Source organism: Arthrobacter sp. Y81, from assembly GCF_002929335.1.
GTDB lineage: Bacteria > Actinomycetota > Actinomycetes > Actinomycetales > Micrococcaceae > Arthrobacter.
The window spans coordinates 248,299-266,626 of sequence record NZ_PJIL01000003.1 but is presented as its reverse complement, the minus strand read 5'-3'; the positions used below and the strand labels follow the sequence as shown (position 1 = coordinate 266,626).

General features: G+C 63.6%; 19 protein-coding genes. 10 read left to right on the top strand and 9 right to left on the bottom strand.

Annotated elements, in window-relative coordinates; translation table 11 throughout:
- Window positions 1-6 precede the first annotated feature (6 nt).
- On the bottom strand, window positions 7-513 hold the full coding sequence (locus tag CXQ91_RS06450) for a DUF2004 domain-containing protein (protein WP_104173088.1): 507 nt from the start codon (window positions 511-513) through the stop codon (window positions 7-9).
- Window positions 514-918: 405 nt separating this feature from the next.
- Window positions 919-1,833, bottom strand: a complete 915-nt coding sequence (locus CXQ91_RS06440; protein ID WP_104173087.1) for a LysR family transcriptional regulator — start codon at window positions 1,831-1,833, stop codon at window positions 919-921.
- Between the two features lie 210 nt (window positions 1,834-2,043).
- Between CXQ91_RS06440 and CXQ91_RS06435 the strand changes: the two genes are divergently transcribed.
- The 7 genes from CXQ91_RS06435 to nrdF all read left to right on the top strand — a co-directional run bounded on the left by CXQ91_RS06435 (window position 2,044) and on the right by nrdF (window position 10,066).
- Window positions 2,044-3,471 carry an NAD(P)/FAD-dependent oxidoreductase gene (locus CXQ91_RS06435; RefSeq protein WP_181038802.1) on the top strand — a complete coding sequence of 476 codons (1,428 nt, stop codon included), beginning with the start codon at window positions 2,044-2,046 and terminating at the stop codon, window positions 3,469-3,471.
- Window positions 3,471-4,202, top strand: coding sequence for a DUF1365 domain-containing protein (locus CXQ91_RS06430; RefSeq protein WP_104173086.1), 732 nt, complete (start codon window positions 3,471-3,473; stop codon window positions 4,200-4,202). The genes CXQ91_RS06435 and CXQ91_RS06430 overlap by 1 nt, the downstream gene beginning before the upstream one ends.
- Complete coding sequence (locus CXQ91_RS06425) at window positions 4,199-5,620, top strand: class I SAM-dependent methyltransferase (RefSeq protein WP_374953631.1); 1,422 nt, start codon at window positions 4,199-4,201, stop codon at window positions 5,618-5,620. The genes CXQ91_RS06430 and CXQ91_RS06425 overlap by 4 nt, the downstream gene beginning before the upstream one ends.
- 437 nt (window positions 5,621-6,057) lie before the next feature.
- Entirely contained in the window at window positions 6,058-6,303 is a 246-nt protein-coding gene (nrdH, locus tag CXQ91_RS06420) for a glutaredoxin-like protein NrdH (protein ID WP_104173085.1), read from the top strand.
- A 40-nt stretch (window positions 6,304-6,343) separates the two neighbouring features.
- Window positions 6,344-6,817 (top strand): class Ib ribonucleoside-diphosphate reductase assembly flavoprotein NrdI, encoded by a 474-nt coding sequence (gene nrdI / locus CXQ91_RS06415; RefSeq protein WP_181038801.1) that lies wholly within the window; start codon window positions 6,344-6,346, stop codon window positions 6,815-6,817.
- Window positions 6,818-6,819: 2 nt separating this feature from the next.
- Window positions 6,820-9,003: a class 1b ribonucleoside-diphosphate reductase subunit alpha gene (gene nrdE / locus CXQ91_RS06410; protein WP_374953630.1), complete on the top strand. Its 2,184-nt coding sequence runs from the start codon at window positions 6,820-6,822 to the stop codon at window positions 9,001-9,003.
- Window positions 9,004-9,091: 88 nt separating this feature from the next.
- Window positions 9,092-10,066, top strand: coding sequence for a class 1b ribonucleoside-diphosphate reductase subunit beta (nrdF, locus tag CXQ91_RS06405; protein WP_104173084.1), 975 nt, complete (start codon window positions 9,092-9,094; stop codon window positions 10,064-10,066).
- A gap of 171 nt (window positions 10,067-10,237) precedes the next feature.
- Here the strand turns inward: nrdF and CXQ91_RS06400 are convergent, their stop codons facing one another.
- Window positions 10,238-11,026 carry an SDR family oxidoreductase gene (locus CXQ91_RS06400; RefSeq protein WP_104173083.1) on the bottom strand — a complete coding sequence of 263 codons (789 nt, stop codon included), beginning with the start codon at window positions 11,024-11,026 and terminating at the stop codon, window positions 10,238-10,240.
- 101 nt (window positions 11,027-11,127) lie between these two features.
- On the opposite strand from CXQ91_RS06400, the gene CXQ91_RS06395 reads away from it, so the two are divergent.
- Together CXQ91_RS06395 and CXQ91_RS06390 are read left to right on the top strand one after the other, a co-directional pair.
- Window positions 11,128-11,754 (top strand): TetR/AcrR family transcriptional regulator, encoded by a 627-nt coding sequence (locus tag CXQ91_RS06395; RefSeq protein ID WP_104173082.1) that lies wholly within the window; start codon window positions 11,128-11,130, stop codon window positions 11,752-11,754.
- A 105-nt stretch (window positions 11,755-11,859) separates the two neighbouring features.
- The gene (locus CXQ91_RS06390; RefSeq protein WP_104173081.1) at window positions 11,860-12,354 is read left to right on the top strand and encodes a hypothetical protein; all 495 of its coding nucleotides are present in this window, start codon (window positions 11,860-11,862) and stop codon (window positions 12,352-12,354) included.
- Between the two features lie 43 nt (window positions 12,355-12,397).
- Here CXQ91_RS06390 and CXQ91_RS06385 read toward each other — a convergent pair whose 3' ends face one another.
- The 3 genes from CXQ91_RS06385 to CXQ91_RS06375 form a co-directional block, all read right to left on the bottom strand.
- Complete coding sequence (locus tag CXQ91_RS06385) at window positions 12,398-12,826, bottom strand: VOC family protein (protein ID WP_181038800.1); 429 nt, start codon at window positions 12,824-12,826, stop codon at window positions 12,398-12,400.
- A gap of 97 nt (window positions 12,827-12,923) precedes the next feature.
- Window positions 12,924-13,736, bottom strand: a complete 813-nt coding sequence (locus tag CXQ91_RS06380) for an alpha/beta fold hydrolase (protein WP_104173080.1) — start codon at window positions 13,734-13,736, stop codon at window positions 12,924-12,926.
- A gap of 49 nt (window positions 13,737-13,785) precedes the next feature.
- The gene (locus tag CXQ91_RS06375; RefSeq protein WP_258073851.1) at window positions 13,786-14,292 is read right to left on the bottom strand and encodes a DUF2087 domain-containing protein; all 507 of its coding nucleotides are present in this window, start codon (window positions 14,290-14,292) and stop codon (window positions 13,786-13,788) included.
- Window positions 14,293-14,650: 358 nt separating this feature from the next.
- Between CXQ91_RS06375 and CXQ91_RS06370 the strand changes: the two genes are divergently transcribed.
- On the top strand, window positions 14,651-15,814 hold the full coding sequence (locus tag CXQ91_RS06370) for a hypothetical protein (protein ID WP_146072303.1): 1,164 nt from the start codon (window positions 14,651-14,653) through the stop codon (window positions 15,812-15,814).
- Between the two features lie 59 nt (window positions 15,815-15,873).
- Here the strand turns inward: CXQ91_RS06370 and CXQ91_RS06365 are convergent, their stop codons facing one another.
- From CXQ91_RS06365 to CXQ91_RS06355, 3 genes are all read right to left on the bottom strand, one after another.
- Window positions 15,874-16,914: a cytochrome P450 gene (locus CXQ91_RS06365; protein WP_258073850.1), complete on the bottom strand. Its 1,041-nt coding sequence runs from the start codon at window positions 16,912-16,914 to the stop codon at window positions 15,874-15,876.
- A 262-nt stretch (window positions 16,915-17,176) separates the two neighbouring features.
- Complete coding sequence (locus tag CXQ91_RS06360) at window positions 17,177-17,872, bottom strand: maleylpyruvate isomerase family mycothiol-dependent enzyme (RefSeq protein ID WP_104173076.1); 696 nt, start codon at window positions 17,870-17,872, stop codon at window positions 17,177-17,179.
- Window positions 17,873-17,915: 43 nt separating this feature from the next.
- Complete coding sequence (locus CXQ91_RS06355) at window positions 17,916-18,212, bottom strand: hypothetical protein (RefSeq protein ID WP_146072302.1); 297 nt, start codon at window positions 18,210-18,212, stop codon at window positions 17,916-17,918.
- Window positions 18,213-18,328: the final 116 nt, after the last annotated feature.

The following is an 18,328-nucleotide window of genomic DNA, read 5'->3' as shown; positions in this document are numbered from 1 at the left end:
AGTGCTTCAGGACTCCCAGACGATTTCGTCGTCCACCACGCCGTCCTCGTCGGCGGAAGCCACCAGCACCTCATCGGTGAAGTGCTCGCCCAGCGTGAAGTCCAGGACGAAGTAGCGTTCGGGCTGGCCGGGGTAGATTCCCACGTGGCCCAGCTTCAGGGCCTTCAGGAACACGGCATTCGTCAGCTGGCTCCTGTCCTCCACGCCGAACACCTTCTTGAGGTGCTCGTCCTTGATGGCATTGCAGTGGAAGTGGCGGTACTCCTGGGGGCTGGTGCCCTCCTGGTCCAGCTCCTCGGCAATCATGTCCCGCACCTGGTCCACGAGCTCGGGCAGATACCGCAACCTGTAGTCAACCTTGTGCATGGCCGCCTCGTCGAAGTGGTCATGCGCGTTGATGTTCAGGTCCAGTTCAACCGGCCGGCCCGCCAATTCATGTTTGGCGGCGATGTTATGGTCCCGGCCGTGGTTGAGCTCGATCTCTCCAAAGTGGCGGCTGAGTACCTTGTTCATATCTTCAACATAGTCCTCTCGGGCAGTCCATTCCAGCATCGGGGATTTTTTATCTGGGACGGGACCGGGCGGGGTCCCCGCGCAGGTACATTGATCGGAGGCACACTGCTGCCGCCGCCGTCGCCCGATCCCGCGAGCTTTTCGACAGCGGGGCGACCCGTCCGCTGGCCTGGCGCCTCGAACAGCTGGGCAATCTGCGCAGGATGCTGACCGAGCGCGGTGGCGATTTTGCCGGCGCTCTACTCAGCGACCTGGGCAAGCACCGGAGCGAATCGCAGTTGACCGAAATTGGATTCGTCACCGCCGAGGCGGCCCACCTGGAACGGCGCCTGGCGGCGTGGCTGCGGCCGCGCCGGGTCGACGTGCTCCTATGCAAGGCGGGTGCCTTTCCGTTCCCGCTAGTTCTTACGGGGTGGTTCCCAGGCTGTGCAGGGTATCGGCCAGGAGTTCGACGAAGAGCTGGACCCTGGCCGTCTGCTTGTCATTGATCAGCAGGGCAAAGACGTTCCTGGCCAGCCTGATCTCCGGAACGTCAAGCACCACCACTCCGGCGGGCCGGTGCCGCAGGGCAAGTTCAGGGACGAGGGCGGCGCCAAGCCCAGCGGCGGTCATTTCGAGGCTCGCATGGAAGTCATCGCTGTAGGCGACGACCCGGGGGTGCAGGTTGCAGCTGGCGAACAGCCGTTCAATCACCGTCGCGTCGCTTGTGCCCGGGTGGTGGACAATCCACGGCATTTCGGACAGATGGTCCGCCGCCACCTTGGCGTCGGTGCGGAAACCCCAGGCCGCGGGAAGCACCACGCGGAAGTCGTCGTCTCCGATCCACTGCCGGTTCACCGTATGCGGCCACGCCAGGCCGGACTGGCCCACCTGGTAGACCAGGGCTACATCGAGTTCGCCGCCGGTGCGCAGCCCCTGGATGGTCTGCGCCGGCTCGGCCACGGAAACCCGGAGGTCGATGCCGAGCTTCTTCCATGCCGGGTTCCGCAGGATCAGCGGCAGGACGTAGGTGGCGAGGCTGGGGAAGATGCCCAGCCTGAGTTCCTGGCTGGTGGCGTCGTGGGTCCTGGCGGCAGCCGCCATGAGGGCCTCGATGTCCGTCAGGACCTTGGCGGCATGCCGGGTCATCACCAGGGCGGCTTCCGTGGGGTGAATGCTCCTGGCCGAGCGCTGGAAGAGATCCACGCCGGTGTCCCGCTCCAGGGCGGACATCTGCTGGGAGACGGCGGAGGCCGTGTAGCCGAGCCGGTTGGCTGCGGCCGCGAATGAGCCCAGCCGGGTGACCTCCACCAGCGTCCGCAAATGAACAGGGTTAATCAATGGTTGCCCTTCGCTTTCGGAAATCCCGCTTCATTGTGGCATATCGCCCCGCGGCCCCGGAATGTCGTCCTCCCGGGTCTGCATCCACGGCGGAGAATCGCGTCAAGGCAGCCGGCTGGAATTAAGACTCATCCGGGCGCCCGTCGGTTACGAATTGTCCATAAGACGATCCATCAGGACGATTCAGGCCAAGCCAACAGGAGCAGATCAGTGTCGCAAGCAGCAACGATTCCGGACGGCCGGCGGATAGCCGTCATTGGCAGCGGCGTGGCAGGACTGACCGCAGCCTATGTCCTGAACCAGCGGGACAACGTGACCCTTTTCGAGGCGGACTCCCGGCTGGGCGGACACGCCCACACCCACGAGGTGATGCAGGCGGGCGGCCCCGCCCTGGGCGTGGACACCGGCTTCATCGTGCACAACGAACGCACGTACCCCACGCTGCTGCGGCTCTTCGCGGAGCTGGGGGTCGAGACGCAGGACTCCGAGATGAGCATGTCCGTCCGCTGCGACGGATGCGGCCTGGAATACGCCGGGGCCCGTGCCAAAGGGCGCGGCATCATCCCCAGACCCTCCACCCTGCTGCGCGGACGGTACCTGCTGATGCTGCTGGAGGTGACGCGGTTCCACCGCCGTGCCCGCGCCCTGCTGGCCGGGGAACAGTCAGCCACCGCGGATGCCGGCATGGACGGTATGACTTTGGCAGACTTCCTGGCCCGGGAGAAGTTCAGCCGCTACTTCGTTTCGCACTTCATGACCCCCGTGGTCAGCGCCGTGTGGTCCTGCGATCCCGCCACCGCACTGGCCTACCCGGCACGCTATCTCTTCACCTTCCTGGCCCACCACGGCCTCCTGGGTGTCACGGGCTCGCCGCAATGGCGGACCGTGACCGGCGGATCCCGTACCTACGTGGAAAAGGTGGCCGCCACCCTGCCGGAGGTCCGGCTCGCCAGCCCGGTCACTTCCGTGCGCCGCCATGCGGAGGGGATCGAACTCACCACCCCGCAGGGCAGGGAAAGCTTCGACGCCGTCGTGATCGCCACCCATCCCGGGCAGGCGCTGCGCATGCTCACCGACGCCTCGCCGGCGGAGAAGGACGCCCTGGGCAACATGCCCTACTCCGTTAACCAGACGGTCTTCCACCGCGACGAGGCCGTCCTGCCGTCCAGCGGCAATGCCAAGGCCTCCTGGAACTACCGGCTGCCGTCCTGCGACGCGCGGCCGGACAAGGTCCTGGTCAGCTACGACATGACGCGCCTGCAGCGGCTCGCACCTGCCGACGGGGGCCGCTACATCGTGAGCCTGGGGGAGTCCGAACTCATCTCCGACGGCGCGGTCCTGGACAGGATGGTCTACGAACATCCGCAGTACACGCCCGACTCCCTCCGGGCCCAGCAGCAGATCCTGGCGCTGGGGGACGGGCGCCTGGCCTTCGCCGGCGCCTACCACGGCTGGGGTTTCCATGAGGACGGCGCACTCTCCGGCGTCAAAGCTGCCGCCCGGCTTGGCCGGAAGTGGGAGCCGCGCAACTGGGAACAGCAACCCGTCCCTTCCAATCCCGCGCTGTCCGATGCAGGCCTGTCCGATCCCGGCTTGTCCCATTCGTCCATGCAGGGCGCTGCTGCGGAGGGAGCCTGATGAGTACCCAGGCAGCCATCTACCGCACGTCCATCGCCCATGTGCGCCGCACACCGCTGCACAACGCGTTCACGTACCGCAGCTATAGCTGGTACGTCGACGTCGACCGGCTCCCGTCCGTGCCCTGGCCGCTCAGGCCACTCGTGGATTTCCGCGTCGCGGACCACCTGGGAGACCCGGACGGCTCGCTCCGCGGCAACGTGGAACGGTTCCTGCGGACCCGGGGGGTAGAGCCCGACGGCGGCGGGATCACCATGCTGGCCAGCGCCAGGGTGTTCGGCCACGTCTTCAACCCGCTCAGCCTGTTCTGGTGCCATGACGCCGCCGGGGACCTGCGCTGCGTCGTCGCCGAAGTGCACAACACCTACGGTGAGCGGCACTGCTACCTGCTCGAAACAGACGCCGCCGGCCGGGCCAGCGTTCCCAAGGCGTTTTACGTTTCTCCGTTCAACGACGTCGAAGGCCAGTACCGGATGAAACTCCCGGTACCGGGGGAGCGCCTCGCAGTGTCCATCGTGCTGGAGCGCGAAGGACACAAGCCTTTTGTGGCCACCGTTGACGGCGAACGCCATGAGGCCTCCGTCCCGAACATCCTCGCCGCCGCGCTCGCCGTTCCCCTGGCGCCGCTGCGCGTAGCCGCGCAGATCCGGTGGCAGGGCATCAAGCTCTGGGCGCGCCGGCTGCCCCTCATCAAACGACCACCCCACCCCTCACAGGAGGCAGTTCAGTGACAATGACCGAAACGACCGGATCCGCCGCGGGACAGCCTGCGAACCAGGGTTCCACCCCGGCCCGGACCGGCCTCGCCCCCGACTGCACAGTTCCTTACACCGTTCCGCAGCCGCCCGCGGTGATCGACGCCGACGTGTGGCCGAGCATCGCCACGGTACCCACGAGCCTCAAGGCGCTGGTGGCCGGCCGGGCCGCCGATGCCATCTTCAAGGCCGCCGTACGGAGGCTTCCCCTCGAAGTCCGCTACCCGGACGGGACAGTCCTTGGCAGGGCAGCCGTGCCAGGCCAGAGCTACCCGGTGATGACCATGAACCGTCCGGAAGCTTTTGCTGCCCGGCTCGGCGACGGCGGGCTGATCGGCCTGGGGGAGTCCTACATGGCAGGGGACTGGGACGCCGATGACCTCACTGCGGTAATGGAAGTCTTCGCCGCCCGCGTCGGGACGCTCGTGCCTGGGCCGCTGCAGAAACTGCGGGCCCTTTACCTCCCGCGCCAGCCGCGCAGGGAACGCAACAGCGAGCAGAACACCCGCTCGAACGTCTCGCGGCACTATGACCTCTCCAACGAGCTGTTTGCCTCGTTCCTGGACAGCACCATGACGTACTCCAGCGCACTCTTTCCGGAGAGCGGCGACGCCCTGCGGACCGTTGCCTGGGACGGTTTCGCCGCCGCCCAGCAGGCGAAGATCGACCGGCTGCTGGACAAAGCCGGCGTCGGGCAGGGGACACGGGTCCTGGAAATCGGCACCGGCTGGGGCGAACTCGCCCTCCGGGCGGCTGCACGCGGAGCCACCGTCTACTCCGTCACGCTGTCCAGCGAACAGCAGGAGCTCGCCCGCCAGCGCGTGGCCGAGGCCGGCTACGCCGACTCCGTGTCCATCGAACTCAAGGACTACCGGGCGGTGGAAGGCGAGTACGACGCCGTCGTGTCGGTCGAAATGATCGAAGCCGTCGGCTACGAGTACTGGGCCACGTACTTCCAAACGATCGAGCGCGTCCTTGCTCCGGGCGGCAAGGTGGCCATCCAGGCCATCACCATCGCCCACGACCGCCTGGTCGCCACCCGGACCAGCTACACCTGGGTGCACAAGTACATCTTCCCCGGCGGCGTCATCCCGTCCGTCCGGGCCATCGAGGAAATCACCGAGAAGCAGACCGGGCTCCGGGTCCGCGAACGCCTGGCCATGGGCGACCACTACGCACAGACCCTGCGCCTCTGGGAGGAGCGGTTCATGTCCCGTGCCGACGAGGTGGCGGCCATGGGATTCGACGCGATTTTCCAGCGGATGTGGCTGTTCTACCTGTGCTACTCCAGGGCCGGCTTCGAGACGGGCTACCTTGACGTCCAGCAGATTGTCCTGGACCACGCAGCATCCAAGCGCGCAGCCGGCGGTCCCGGCTCTTATCCGCAGAGATAGTTCCGTTCATCACATCGGGGGTCCTGACGAAGCGTTCAGGACCCCTTTTGTGTGCCCCGCGACACGCGTCCGGCACCGCCGCGACACGCCGTCCACCACGCGACACGCAGGGGATTAAATGTGGCTAAGTACTCCACAGGGTGTGGATTTCGTCCTTGAAAACAGCAGAAACACGGACATTTTTCACCCCATGGCCTGTGGATTAACGGTGCATTAAATGACATACTTGTAATACATCATCTTGGGGTTCGTCCGGGGCGCTTGCACTACATGTAGTATCGACATACAGATTGACCGGGGCATCTGCGTCAGACATCAACATGCATATAGGCTGCCTGGGCAGCCGCCGGCGAGACCAGTATTCGGACATGGATTCCAGTTCGGGCAGGGCTCGCGGATTACGAAGAGCAATGACTTCAACAAAGGGGACAGGGACCATGACCGTAACGGTTTACACGAAGCCGGCCTGTGTTCAGTGCAACGCGACCTACCGTGCGCTGGACAAGAAGGGCATCACCTACCAGAGCGTCGACATCTCGCAGGACGCGGATGCACTCGAGCGCCTGAAGGCCCTGGGCTACATGCAGGCTCCCGTTGTGGTCACCGAGCAGGACCACTGGTCCGGATTCCGTCCGGACAAGATCGAGGAACTGGCACTGGCTGCCGCATCCTCCGTCGCGTAGGGGCAAATTTCCCACCAACAACACAGGCGAGGTGACTCCCGTGGCAGCACTGGCATTGGCCGATGCTCCCCTTGGGGCTCAGGCCGTCAACACGACCCAAAGCCAACTCATCTATTTTTCCTCGGCATCCGAGAACACCCGGCGCTTCGTTGAGAAGCTTGGCCGGGATGTGGCCCGGATTCCCCTGTATCAGCGTGAAGCTGAGCTCGTCGCCACCGAGCCCTTCGTCCTGGTGGTTCCCACCTACGGGGGGACCGGCGGCGAAGGCTCAGTGCCGAAACAGGTGATCCGGTTCCTCAACAACCCGCAGAACAGAAAACTGATCCGCGGGGTGATCGGCGCAGGAAACACAAATTTCGGGGACAACTTCTGCATGGCCGGCGACATCATCGCCTTCAAATGCCAGATACCGCACCTCTACCGCTTCGAACTCATGGGGACGCCTGACGACGTCCGCCTGGTAAATCAAGGATTGGACAAGTTTTGGACACTACTGTCGCAGACACAGAAGTAACCATGCCTGAGGGTCAGGGCTCCCGCACGGGAGCCGCCGTCGAGAAGACCGCAGAGAAGTCCGCGCTGCCTGCCGCCTACAAAGGCCTGGGCTACCACGAGCTGAACGCCATGCTGAACCTGTACGGGCCGAACGGCGAGATCCAGTTCGAGGCGGACCGCGAGGCTGCCCACCAGTACTTCCTGCAGCACGTCAACAACAACACCGTGTTCTTCCACGACCTGGAAGAAAAGCTCGACTACCTCGTGAAGAACCAGTACTACGAGCGCGAGACCCTCGACCAGTACACGATGAACTTCATCCGTGAGCTCTACAAGCGCGCGTACAAGAAGAAGTTCCGCTTCGAGACCTTCCTGGGCGCCTTCAAGTTCTACACGTCCTACACGCTGAAGACGTTCGACGGCAACCGCTTCCTGGAGCGCTACGAGGACCGCGTCTGCATGGTGGCACTGCACCTGGCCCGCGGCGACGAGCAGCTCGCCCTGCAGATGGTGGACGAGATCATCGAGGGCCGCTTCCAGCCGGCCACGCCCACGTTCCTCAACGCCGGCAAGCGCCAGCGCGGCGAGCTGGTCTCCTGCTTCCTGCTCCGCATCGAAGACAACATGGAGTCGATCGGCCGCTCCATCAACTCCGCCCTGCAGCTGTCCAAGCGCGGCGGCGGCGTGGCGTTCGCGCTGACCAACATCCGCGAAGTCGGCGCCCCGATCAAGCAGATCGAAAACCAGTCCTCCGGCGTCATCCCCGTGATGAAGCTCCTCGAGGACAGCTTCTCCTACGCCAACCAGCTCGGTGCCCGCCAGGGTGCCGGAGCCGTGTACCTGCACGCCCACCACCCGGACATCTACCGGTTCCTGGACACCAAGCGGGAAAACGCGGACGAGAAGATCCGCATCAAGACCCTTTCGCTCGGCGTCGTGATCCCGGACATCACCTTCGAGCTGGCCAAGCGCGACGAGGACATGTACCTGTTCTCCCCGTACGACGTCGAACGCGTCTACGGCATGCCGTTCTCCGACGTCTCGGTCACCGAGAAGTACTACGAGATGGTGGACGATTCCCGGATCAAGAAGACCAAGATCAAGGCCCGCGAGTTCTTCCAGACCCTCGCCGAGATCCAGTTCGAATCCGGCTACCCGTACATCATGTTCGAGGACACCGTGAACCGGGAAAACCCGATCGACGGCAAGATCATCATGTCCAACCTGTGCTCCGAGATCCTCCAGGTCTCCCAGCCCACCACGTACCACGATGACCTGTCCTACGACCAGACCGGCAAGGACATCTCCTGCAACCTGGGCTCGCTGAACATCGCGAAGACCATGGACTCGCCGGACTTCGGCCTGACCATCGAGACGGCCATCCGGTCCCTCTCGGCCGTGTCGGACATGTCCAACATCACCTCGGTGCCGTCCATCGCCCGCGGTAACGACCAGAGCCACGCCATCGGCCTCGGCCAGATGAACCTGCACGGGTACCTGGCACGCGAACGGGTCCACTACGGTTCCGAAGAGGGCCTGGACTTCACCAACATCTACTTCTACTCGGTGGTGTACCACGCCGTCCGCGCCTCCAACCTGCTGTCCATCCAGACCGGGCAGACCTTCGGCGGCTTCGAGAAGTCCAAGTACGCCTCGGGCGAGTTCTTCGACAAGTACACGGAGCAGGAGTGGGTGCCGCAGACCGAGAAAGTTGCGGAGCTGTTCAAGAACATCCACATCCCCACGCAGGATGACTGGCGCGAGCTGAAGGCTTCCGTCATGGAGCACGGCATCTACAACCAGAACCTGCAGGCCGTCCCGCCGACGGGCTCGATCTCCTACATCAACAACTCCACCTCCTCGATCCACCCGGTGGCGTCCAAGATCGAGATCCGCAAGGAAGGCAAGCTGGGCCGCGTGTACTACCCGGCGCCGTACCTGACGAACGACAACCTGGAGTACTACCAGGACGCGTACGAGCTCGGCTACGAGAAGGTCATCGACACCTACGCCGCCGCCACGCAGCACGTGGACCAGGGCCTGTCCCTGACGCTGTTCTTCAAGGACACCGCCACCACGCGCGACATCAACAAGGCCCAGATCTACGCCTGGAAAAAGGGCATCAAGACCATCTACTACATCCGTCTCCGCCAGCTCGCGCTGGAAGGGACTGAGGTGGACAACTGCGTCAGCTGCATGCTGTAGCAACCGCCACCGGTTGAGTACGACGGCGGGCGCCCGCCCGCCGTCGTACGCTTAAGTTAACGAAGAACCCAACTTTTTAGGGGATGACATGACCGAAAAGGTCAAGCTTCTTAGCCACGTCGAAGCCATTAACTGGAACCGTATCCAGGACGAAAAAGACGTGGATGTCTGGAACCGCCTGGTCAACAACTTCTGGCTGCCGGAGAAGATCCCGCTGTCCAACGACGTGCAGTCGTGGGCGACGCTGACCCCGGACGAGCAGCAGCTCACCATGCGTGTGTTCACCGGGCTGACCCTGCTGGACACCATCCAGGGCACCGTTGGCGCCGTCTCGTTGATTCCGGATGCGATCACCCCGCATGAAGAGGCCGTGTACACGAACATCGCCTTCATGGAATCCGTGCATGCCAAGAGCTATTCCTCCATCTTCTCCACGCTGGCCTCCACCAAGGAGATCGACGAGGCGTTCCGCTGGTCCACCGAGAACGCGAACCTTCAGAAGAAGGCCCAGATCGTCATGGACTACTACCAGGGCGACGATCCCCTGAAGCGCAAGGTAGCCTCCACGCTGCTGGAGAGCTTCCTGTTCTACTCGGGCTTCTACCTGCCCATGTACTGGTCCTCACGGGCCAAGCTGACGAACACGGCCGACCTGATCCGCCTGATCATCCGCGACGAGGCCGTGCACGGCTACTACATCGGCTACAAGTTCCAGAAGGGCCTGGAAAAGGTCTCCGAGGAGAAGCGCCAGGAGATCAAGGACTACACCTTCGAACTGCTCTTCGAGCTGTACGAGAACGAGGTCCAGTACACGCACGACCTCTACGACTCCGTTGGCCTGGCCGAGGATGTCAAGAAGTTCCTGCACTACAACGCCAACAAGGCGCTGATGAACCTGGGCTACGAGGCCATGTTCCCGGCTTCCGTCACCGACGTGAACCCCGCCATCCTGTCGGCCCTGTCCCCGAACGCTGACGAGAACCACGATTTCTTCTCGGGCTCGGGTTCGTCTTACGTCATTGGCAAGGCAGTCAATACTGAAGATGACGACTGGGACTTCTAGTCCTCCTCGTCCATCTTGCCAGGACCCCTATGCATGCGCATGGGGGTCCTGCGTGTGAGATGACAAATTAGGTGGCACCGCGACAAACAACTTGGCGCGGTGCCACTTTTTTGCCCCGTTCTGGAGGCTGCACATCGGCAGGACTCGCGCCCTGAAAACGTCAGGGCCGGACTAGTCCTGTACTGCTCGGCCGGCGATGGCGAGGGAGATGTGCCGGGGGAGGCGCTGGGCCATTCCGGCAAGCATGCAATTTCCCCAGCCGGAGACGACGCTTACGGGTGTAGTGCGGCGGTCGAGGGCGCGAAAGGCAGTGTCGATGACCTGGCTGGCGCTCTGCAGCCGGCCGACTGCTGCGGCCTGGCTTCCGAGTACGTCGAAGAACTCGGTGCGGGTAGCTCCTGGGCAGAGCGCGAGCACGCGAAGGCCCGATTCCTTCGTCTCGTGTGCCAGCGCTTCCGTGAAGCTCAGGACGAAGGCCTTGCTTGCTCCGTATACCGCCATCCCAGGCACCGGCTGAAATGCGGCGGTGCTGGCTACGTTGATGAGTGCGCCCTTTCCTGTGGAGAGCATCTCCGGGAGGAACGCCCGCGTGGTGTCGACGAGGGAAGCCACGTTGAGGGAGATCTCAGAGGCGATGACCGCGGGGTCTTCCTCGACCAACGGGCCGCGCGTGCCGAAGCCCGCGTTGTTGATCAGGGTGTCGATGCGGATACCGCGGCTGGTGAGCTCGTCGTGGACCTCCGTCCCGGCTCCCGGGCGGCTCAGGTCCTTCGATAGCGTAGTTACGGAAATGCCGTGGGCGTCGCGGAGCTTCCGGGCGAGATCCTCAAGCCTGTCGGTCCGCCGTGCAACCAGGACAAGATTGGCCCCGCGCGCCGCAAGCCGCGTGGCGAACTCGGAACCGAGCCCGGAGCTCGCTCCAGTGATGAGTGCCGTCGTTCCGGTGAAGGTCATGGTCATGTCGAATCCGATCTATGTCATGGCTGCTTATGTAGCCAATGCCAACATAGTAGGCAGCGACACCATTGTTGTCAATGACTACATCATGGTTATACTGAAGCATGATCGACCAGCCCTACCATCACGGCAACCTCCGCGAGGCGTTGCTCGCTCGTGCAACGGAAATCATCGAGGAAGCAGGCGTCGAGGGACTTTCCCTGCGGCAACTCGCACGTGAACTGGGCGTGAGCCACGCGGCGCCCGGAAAGCACTTCCGTGACAAGCAGGCGCTTCTCGATGCCCTAGCCCTCGACGGCTTCCGTGAAATGAACGCCCGGATAAAAGGAGCGTCGGAAGCTGCCGGAGGCCACCATTCACGCTTTGTCCTGATCGCAAGAGCCTACGTGGACTTCGCAGTCACCCACCCGGTCCAGCTGGCCGTGATGCACTCCACCAAGCACCACCCTGATGCCAGCGAAGAACTGCGCAACATCGGCGAAGACGGCATGCGGATCGCCAGAGCACTCATCGCAGAAGCCCAGGACGCCGGAGACTTGGCCTCAGGCGACGCCGACAGGCTCGCGCTCGTATGCTTCGTGAGCCTCCATGGAGCCGCACTGTTGGCGGCCGGAAACCTCCTCGATGGAGCATCCGTGGACGACCTGACCCTTGCGACAACCGACCTGTTGTGGGCGGGAATGGTCGCAGGTATGCCCGCGCCCACGGGTAGCTTGCCCGATCGCGCCTGAGTTGGCCCCCCACGCGCGCCTCCTATTCAGGAGTCTCTCTTGAAAGGCCTACGATCAGGGGGCTCTTATCGAGTACCTACGTGAATATGAGAGGGGGTGGTGGCTATGCCTGCCATCCAAACTACCCCGGGGAACCAGACCCGCCTCCGGGCGGGAGCCGCTCTCATGACGCTTGCCGGGCTGGCCTTCGTTGTATACGCCGTAGCCTTCCTGGGACTCAACTTTACGGGCGCCTTCCTTGAGCTGGGCATCGGCCCCGATCAAGTGGACAAGGGGATGGCGGAGGTCGAGGCGTTCAGCCCGCAGCTGCATCACTACATCAGCCATCTGCACATTGCGCTCGGCGGCTTCATCGCTGCGACCGGGCTGGCCATCGCAGGCCTGTCCTGGTACGGGGTGCGCCGAGGAGAACGGTGGGCCTTCGCCACAGCCGTTGTGGTCCCGACCGTCGGACTCGCAGTGGCCGTCCCCGCACATTACCCGTGGGGTCTGGCCACGCTGGGGCACCTCGGCCCGGTCTATCTCGCTGTCCTGATTTTCCTGGCAGGGGTCGGGGTAGCCTACAGCGGAATGCGAAGCCCTGCGATGAAACACGACTGAGATTCCGAAGTAGGCCGCCGGCGTGCGGAATGGAAACTCGGATCTACCCGAGATTCTTCCGAGCAACTTGGACAGTCGCCACGAGCTCTATCTCGAAACCGTCGGAGTTGGCCAGGTATGCCGCATAGTGGTCCGGACCACCTGCATGCGGGTACTTGTCGGCAAACAACTGGCTCCAACCGTGGTGTGAACTCTCCCGCGCCAGAGCGTCCACGCGCTGCCGGTTTCCGGTCTTGAACGCCAGGTGATTCAGCCCGGCCGAGGTGCGCTGGTGCTCGCGGCTGCTCAGGTCCGGGGATTCTTCCACGACGATGTAAAGGCCGCCCCGTCGCCAGCTGATCCCGCGTGTCCAGGTTTGATAGGTCTCATATCCCAAGCTGGAGAGAATCCAGCCCCATTCATCCTTGGCCCTCTTGAAGTCGGGCACCCACAGTTCGATATGGTGCAGGGCACCTTCGGAAGCATCGTCCACGTCGCGAGTCTCTCACACGCGCCATGGCTATGTGGCCGCGTCGCCCGATGGTCGACGGAGCCTTAGCAGGGCGGGTCGCGCAGCGCTGCCGACTACGTCATGTCGTCGAGTGCTCCCGCACGCGCGTGAGCCATTCGGCAACGAGGGCTTGGACGAGGCCGGGTTGCTCGTGCATCAATGCGTGGCCGGCGCGATCGAGTACGGCAAAGGTGGCGCGAGGGTAATGCTCGATCAACTCCCCAAGGCCTGAGTATCCTGCCGTGGCATCCTGTCGCCCGGCAAGGACCAGCGCTGGATGAGGATAGACTTTCGCGGCTTCCGGCCGATTCCTTAGCTCCCAGTGCGAAAAGATTCGCATCAGGCCCGACTCGTCAGCGAGTGAGTCTGCGGGAGCCACATACTCCTGAAACCGGTGCAGCGTTTCAGCCGTCTGCACCACGAAGTAGCTACGGTAAGTAGCCTCGAGATCCGGGTCCAGATCGCCGGTCAGATCAGCCGAGGAAACAAGGACCTCGTGCTTGGGCACGTCACGTGTATACGCGCCAACCGGGCAGATTAGTGCTAGCCCGACGGCCCGATCAGGTCTCAGATTGGCAATTGCACGGGCTAAGTAGCCACCGTAAGAGTGGCCAACGACAAGAAACTGTTCATCACCAACGATGCTGTCGATAAGGCCAAGCAGGAGATCAAGTACGTCATCGTTGCTCGTGATCGTCTCGGGTGCCAGCGTGCGGCCCATCCCGGGCAGGTCCGGATACAGGCGCCGAAAGCCTGTCACGTTGCGGAATATCGGTTCAAGGGCGCCGGCGATCTCGCGATGATCCACACCAGCCCCGTGCAGAGCGAGAACCGGCGTACCGCTGCCGTACTCGGCGTAATGCACAGGCGCTTCGCTGACCGTGACTTCCATCCAGACAGTGTAGAGCGCATCCGACGGCTGAGGTGCGGCACCCGAGCGCCTATCTTTCCTCCGGCCGGGAATAGGACGAGCCCGAGGGGGTCCGTTCCAATAGTCCGAAGTCGATCATGTAGCGGCGCAGCATCACGACGTCATCGGTGTAGCTGAGGAGCCGTTCATTGACCCGTTTTTCCGTCAGACGTTCGCCCGGCTCGATGGCTTCGCTGACAATCCAGGCCAGGAGCTCCCGCCGTTCCGCCATGTTGGCCGGATACCTCTCGATCCTGCCCAAGCGCATGAAGCGAGCCACTCCGGTCTGCGCCTGTCGCCGGGGTTGTTGCGTGAGGAGATCGCGGAAGATCGTTTCAGGCGCCGCCAGTTCGCTGGCAGCATTCCGTTCGACGAGCCCGGACTCAAGCAGGGCAGCGACGGCACGGTTTCGCCGTTGGTCATTCAGCTCGGATATCTCCTCGGGGAGCTTGGCGCCGAGCACTATCTGGGCGTAGGCGGTCCGCGCGTCGTGGTTGGCGAGGGCCGCCATTACCCGCCGCCAGTGCGGTCCGCTCATCCTCGTCCCTCCAGCCACAGCCACTCCTCACTCTGCGTCTAGCTGGTCACCGTCTACGTGGTCAACAGGCAAAATCGTAGTCCTGCAGGGGTGTAACGGAAACCGCAGCAATGTTGCAGACACAGCTTGCAACAGTGCGACATCGGACCCCTTAGTCCGCCTCGTCACCGCGCAGAACTGGCAGGAGTCCCATACGGTAAGTACCGTCGTCGTAACACCAGATTGGCAAACGGGCAGGGGCAATATGGGCAAGAACAGCAGGAACAGGCAAAAGGGCAAGGGCGCCAGCGGCGTGGGCAGCCCCGGCCGCGGGACCGCCACACCTCGATCCCTGAGCACCTTCCGGGCCGATCGAGCCGTGGATGCCCTCACGCCGGCTTTCGTCCGGTGGTTCGAGGAAGGATCGCCCGACTCCGCGGTGGCTGCCGTAGAGTGCCTGACCCAGATCAAAGCTGTAATGGGCCGCTACATGGAAAGAACGGCCGCGGCCGACGTGACAAATTTGGAACTTGGCGGCTTGTCAGTCGCGATCTCGGACGAAGTCTTTGCCATAGTTGACACGACCGAGACCTTGACCGGACCGATGGGCGCCTTCGAGAGCAGTAACTTCGTCGTGGACGCCGTTCACGCCTTTGTCGAATTCCTCGGGGAGACCGGACGGTGGAGCGGGACCCCAGCTCAACTGGCCGACGCTCTGGACGTCTTCGACACCACTGGAGAGGACGACGGCGGACAGGTTTATCTTGAGGTTCCCGAGATTCCGGAAGAAGAAGCCGTGGAGGTCTTCTCCAACCTGCCTCTGATCCAACGGGCCACGGCGCTGCTGCAGTGGGTGGGCGAAGGCAAGCCGGTTACCACGACCGGCGCGCTTCGCTTACGGGACATTGCAGCGGCTGCCGCGTGCGTCGGCGTCGCCGTCAAGGGTGGTATCAAACAGGAAGATTCCCCGCTGCCGGCCACTGCGGGTTCCGCGGACGAGGTACCAACCGTACGGAGTATGTACGAGGTGCCGCTGCTGGCCCTGCTATGGAACGCGCTGGAGGCGACCGAGCTGATTGAGCTCAAGCCGACGAAGGCGGTGCCCACCGCAGATTCCAGCGTCTTTCTTGTCGGTGAACCCTCAAAGCGGCTCGAGGAATTGGTGTTCCTTGTTGACCAGTTCCTGGTGGCAGCGGTGCTCGATTGGGATCCGGAACAGCCGTGGGAGAGGATAGCTTCGGGGCTGCAGGCATCGATCCTGCTCGCGGCGGCAACGTCGGATCCGCCGGAGAGAGCCCGGGCCCTGGCCGCCCCGGACAACGCGCCGGAAGCGGAAAAGGCAATGGCCGGCATTTTGACGAACCTGGCCGTGAAGCGTCTGGAAGACCTCGCTGAACTGGGGCTGCTGACGATCGACACCCACTTCCGCGTGCCGCCGGCCCTCATCCGCTGCATTGCGAATGTTTTCGATGATGATTCGGTGCTGGCTGACCTTGGCCTCGACCAAGTGCCTGACGACGCCGGCGTTGGGCCCCTGATGTAGGGACTTCTTGGGCGACCATCCCGCTGATATCCGGCGTCAGATGTGCTCTGTCGTCCGGCTCAGCCCGCCTGCCAGCTGACAGGGAGCTCCGTGAGTCCATAGACGATGGTGCTGTCCATCCGTTCCAGCTGCGACCCTGCGGTGAGTGTCAGTCCGGGCAGGCGGGACAGCACAGCCTGCAGGGCGATCACTGCCTCCAGTCTGGCTAGCGGGGCTCCGAGACAGAAGTGGATGCCCTGGCCGAAGGCGAGATGCCGGGAAGGCCCGCGGTCGATATCGAACTGGTCAGGCCGCGGGAAGTGCCGCTCATCGCGGTTTGCCGAGCCGATCCACGCCACCAACGGGACGCCGGCCGGCACCTGGACGCCGCCCAACGTGGTGTCAGCAGCCGTCACCCGGTACATGGACTGGACCGGGGAACGATAGCGCAGCACTTCTTCTATTGCCTGCGGCAGCAGCGACTGCTCGGCGCGGAGCCGTTCGATTGTTCCTGGCACTTCGGCGAAACACAGAACAGCATTGCCTATCAGGTTGGTGGTCGTTTCATTCCCGGCTACGAGCAGCAGGCTGCAGAAGCCCAGCAGTTCGGCCACGCTCAGTTTCTGCCCGTCAATCTCGGCGGAGAGCAGGCTGCTGATCAGGTCATTCCCGGGCCGGCTTCGGCGCTGTTCTATCAGGTCCAGGAAGTACCCGGTCATCTCAACGTTGGTGGCGTGGTGGTCGGCATTCTCTGCTCCCGTTCGCGTTTGGCTGACGATGACATCAGACCACTGCTTGAAACGGTCACGGTCAGCGGGGGGAATGCCCATGAGTTCTGCTATCACGATCACTGGCAGCGGGTACGCCAACCCCGCGATAAGGTCCGCTGTTCCAGTGGAAGCGATCCCGTCCAGCAATTCGTCCGTGAGTTGTGAGATGCGGGGAGCAAGGGCATCCACCGCCTTCGGCGTGAACGCCTGGTTCACCAGGGAGCGCAACTGCCGGTGCCGCGGCGGATCAGCAGTGATTAAACTCGCCGCAAACAGCTGGCCTGTCTCCGACGGGTCGTCACCGCCCATCCTCGAGGAGAACGTGGCATGTTCGGAAAGCACACGCTGCACGTCGTCATACCTGAAAACGTGCCAGCTCCCGGATTGCTCGTCATGGAAGACAGGAGAGGTCTCCCTCATCCTCCGGTAATGGGGGAACGGGTCAAGGGATCGCGCTCTATCCGATAAGAAGTCCATGGCTGGCCTCTCTGCTCAGCCCGGCGATCTTTCGGCCCTGGCCGAAGTGTCGGGGCGGTTGGGCCGGAGGCCCGTCAGAACCTGAGCTTATCCAAGAAGGTCCGGCACGTCAGCAGGTAAGAGGTAGGCCGCCGGCTCACGGTGTCAGCGGACCACGCAGGACGCGAAGGGCAAGGGAAACGTCACCACCAATGACGGCCGTGTCTTCGAGGTTCGACCGGCCCCAGAGGCCGAGGTACATGTCGGGGAGTTGCGCGGTCACAGATGCCGCAACGGGTCCCGGACCCACCGTCCAGCTGCCGGCCCCGGGCACGTGGAATGACACGGCCTTCTCCTCCTGCTGCATCCGCCCGAGCCGCAGCTGCCGCGGGGCGAACATTGCCAGGACCTCGTCGACGCCGTCGAGCATGAAGTCGGCTCCAAGGTCCGGCACCTCCCGGCCGGAAGCCTGGCTGGCATCGATGAGGTGGATGGCGTGTTCGTGCGCCTGACGGCGAAGCCAGAAACCCGCCGTGCGCGGCGGCGGTCCGAAGTTCCAGCACGGTGCCTCCGGGTCAAGTGCCGCCATAGTCTCGAGGAACGGTCCCGTGCCATCGAAAAACCACGAGGAGGCACCCAAGGCCGGGGGCGCCGGCTCCTCGACGTATTTGCCGCCCAGAACCACGGCGGCCGCCCAGCGTTCAATGGAGCCGAGGTGCCCGAACAGCTGATCGAGTGACCATCCAGGGCACGCCGGTACGGAACGGGACAGGACGTCGTCGGACTGGCGGGCGAGCGAGGTTAAGGTGTCAACTGAGCTGGCCAGCGCGGCAAGATAGCGTTCGGACGACATGGGATGAGCCTAACGCGCGGCTTCGCTCCCAGCCCTGATGGGATTACGAACGGGAACGGGCTGCCTCTGAGTCGCGGTCAATCCTCACGTCAAAGTCAAGGCCGATGCCGTTGCCAGCGAGGCGGCGGAGGAGGTAGGCGCGGAGCGCATCGTTGGTGGCAGTGTGCGCGCTGTGGATGGCTTCACCGCTGAGCAGGGCAAATGAGTCGCCGACGTGGAAGACCGTCAGGAAGCAGTCCTCAAGTTCATCCGTCCGCAGGTTGCGGACGATTTCCCGGAAGCTGCCTTCTGAGCCGCTCCTGGGCATGGTTGTCACCGAAAAGGTCACTGTGCTTGGCATTCTCGCTGGTCCTCTGTAGCCTCCAGCCGGGGACCTCCCCCCGGCCTCTATGACAGGCTAGCCGCTGCGTTCTGCAGGCAGAACCCTTACTGGACAGTAAGTTGAGGAATTCATGA

What these genes read in the sequence shown, in the direction of transcription:
- CXQ91_RS06450 (WP_104173088.1), bottom strand. Translation starts at nt 513, where the DNA reads ATGAACAAGGTACTCAGCCGCCACTTTGGAGAGATCGAGCTCAACCAC.
- CXQ91_RS06430 (WP_104173086.1), top strand. Translation starts at nt 3,471, where the DNA reads ATGAGTACCCAGGCAGCCATCTACCGCACGTCCATCGCCCATGTGCGC.
- nrdH (WP_104173085.1), top strand. Translation starts at nt 6,058, where the DNA reads ATGACCGTAACGGTTTACACGAAGCCGGCCTGTGTTCAGTGCAACGCG.
- nrdE (WP_374953630.1), top strand. Translation starts at nt 6,820, where the DNA reads ATGCCTGAGGGTCAGGGCTCCCGCACGGGAGCCGCCGTCGAGAAGACC.
- nrdF (WP_104173084.1), top strand. Translation starts at nt 9,092, where the DNA reads ATGACCGAAAAGGTCAAGCTTCTTAGCCACGTCGAAGCCATTAACTGG.
- CXQ91_RS06400 (WP_104173083.1), bottom strand. Translation starts at nt 11,026, where the DNA reads ATGACCATGACCTTCACCGGAACGACGGCACTCATCACTGGAGCGAGC.
- CXQ91_RS06395 (WP_104173082.1), top strand. Translation starts at nt 11,128, where the DNA reads ATGATCGACCAGCCCTACCATCACGGCAACCTCCGCGAGGCGTTGCTC.
- CXQ91_RS06390 (WP_104173081.1), top strand. Translation starts at nt 11,860, where the DNA reads ATGCCTGCCATCCAAACTACCCCGGGGAACCAGACCCGCCTCCGGGCG.
- CXQ91_RS06380 (WP_104173080.1), bottom strand. Translation starts at nt 13,736, where the DNA reads ATGGAAGTCACGGTCAGCGAAGCGCCTGTGCATTACGCCGAGTACGGC.
- CXQ91_RS06375 (WP_258073851.1), bottom strand. Translation starts at nt 14,292, where the DNA reads ATGAGCGGACCGCACTGGCGGCGGGTAATGGCGGCCCTCGCCAACCAC.
- CXQ91_RS06360 (WP_104173076.1), bottom strand. Translation starts at nt 17,872, where the DNA reads ATGTCGTCCGAACGCTATCTTGCCGCGCTGGCCAGCTCAGTTGACACC.
- CXQ91_RS06355 (WP_146072302.1), bottom strand. Translation starts at nt 18,212, where the DNA reads ATGCCAAGCACAGTGACCTTTTCGGTGACAACCATGCCCAGGAGCGGC.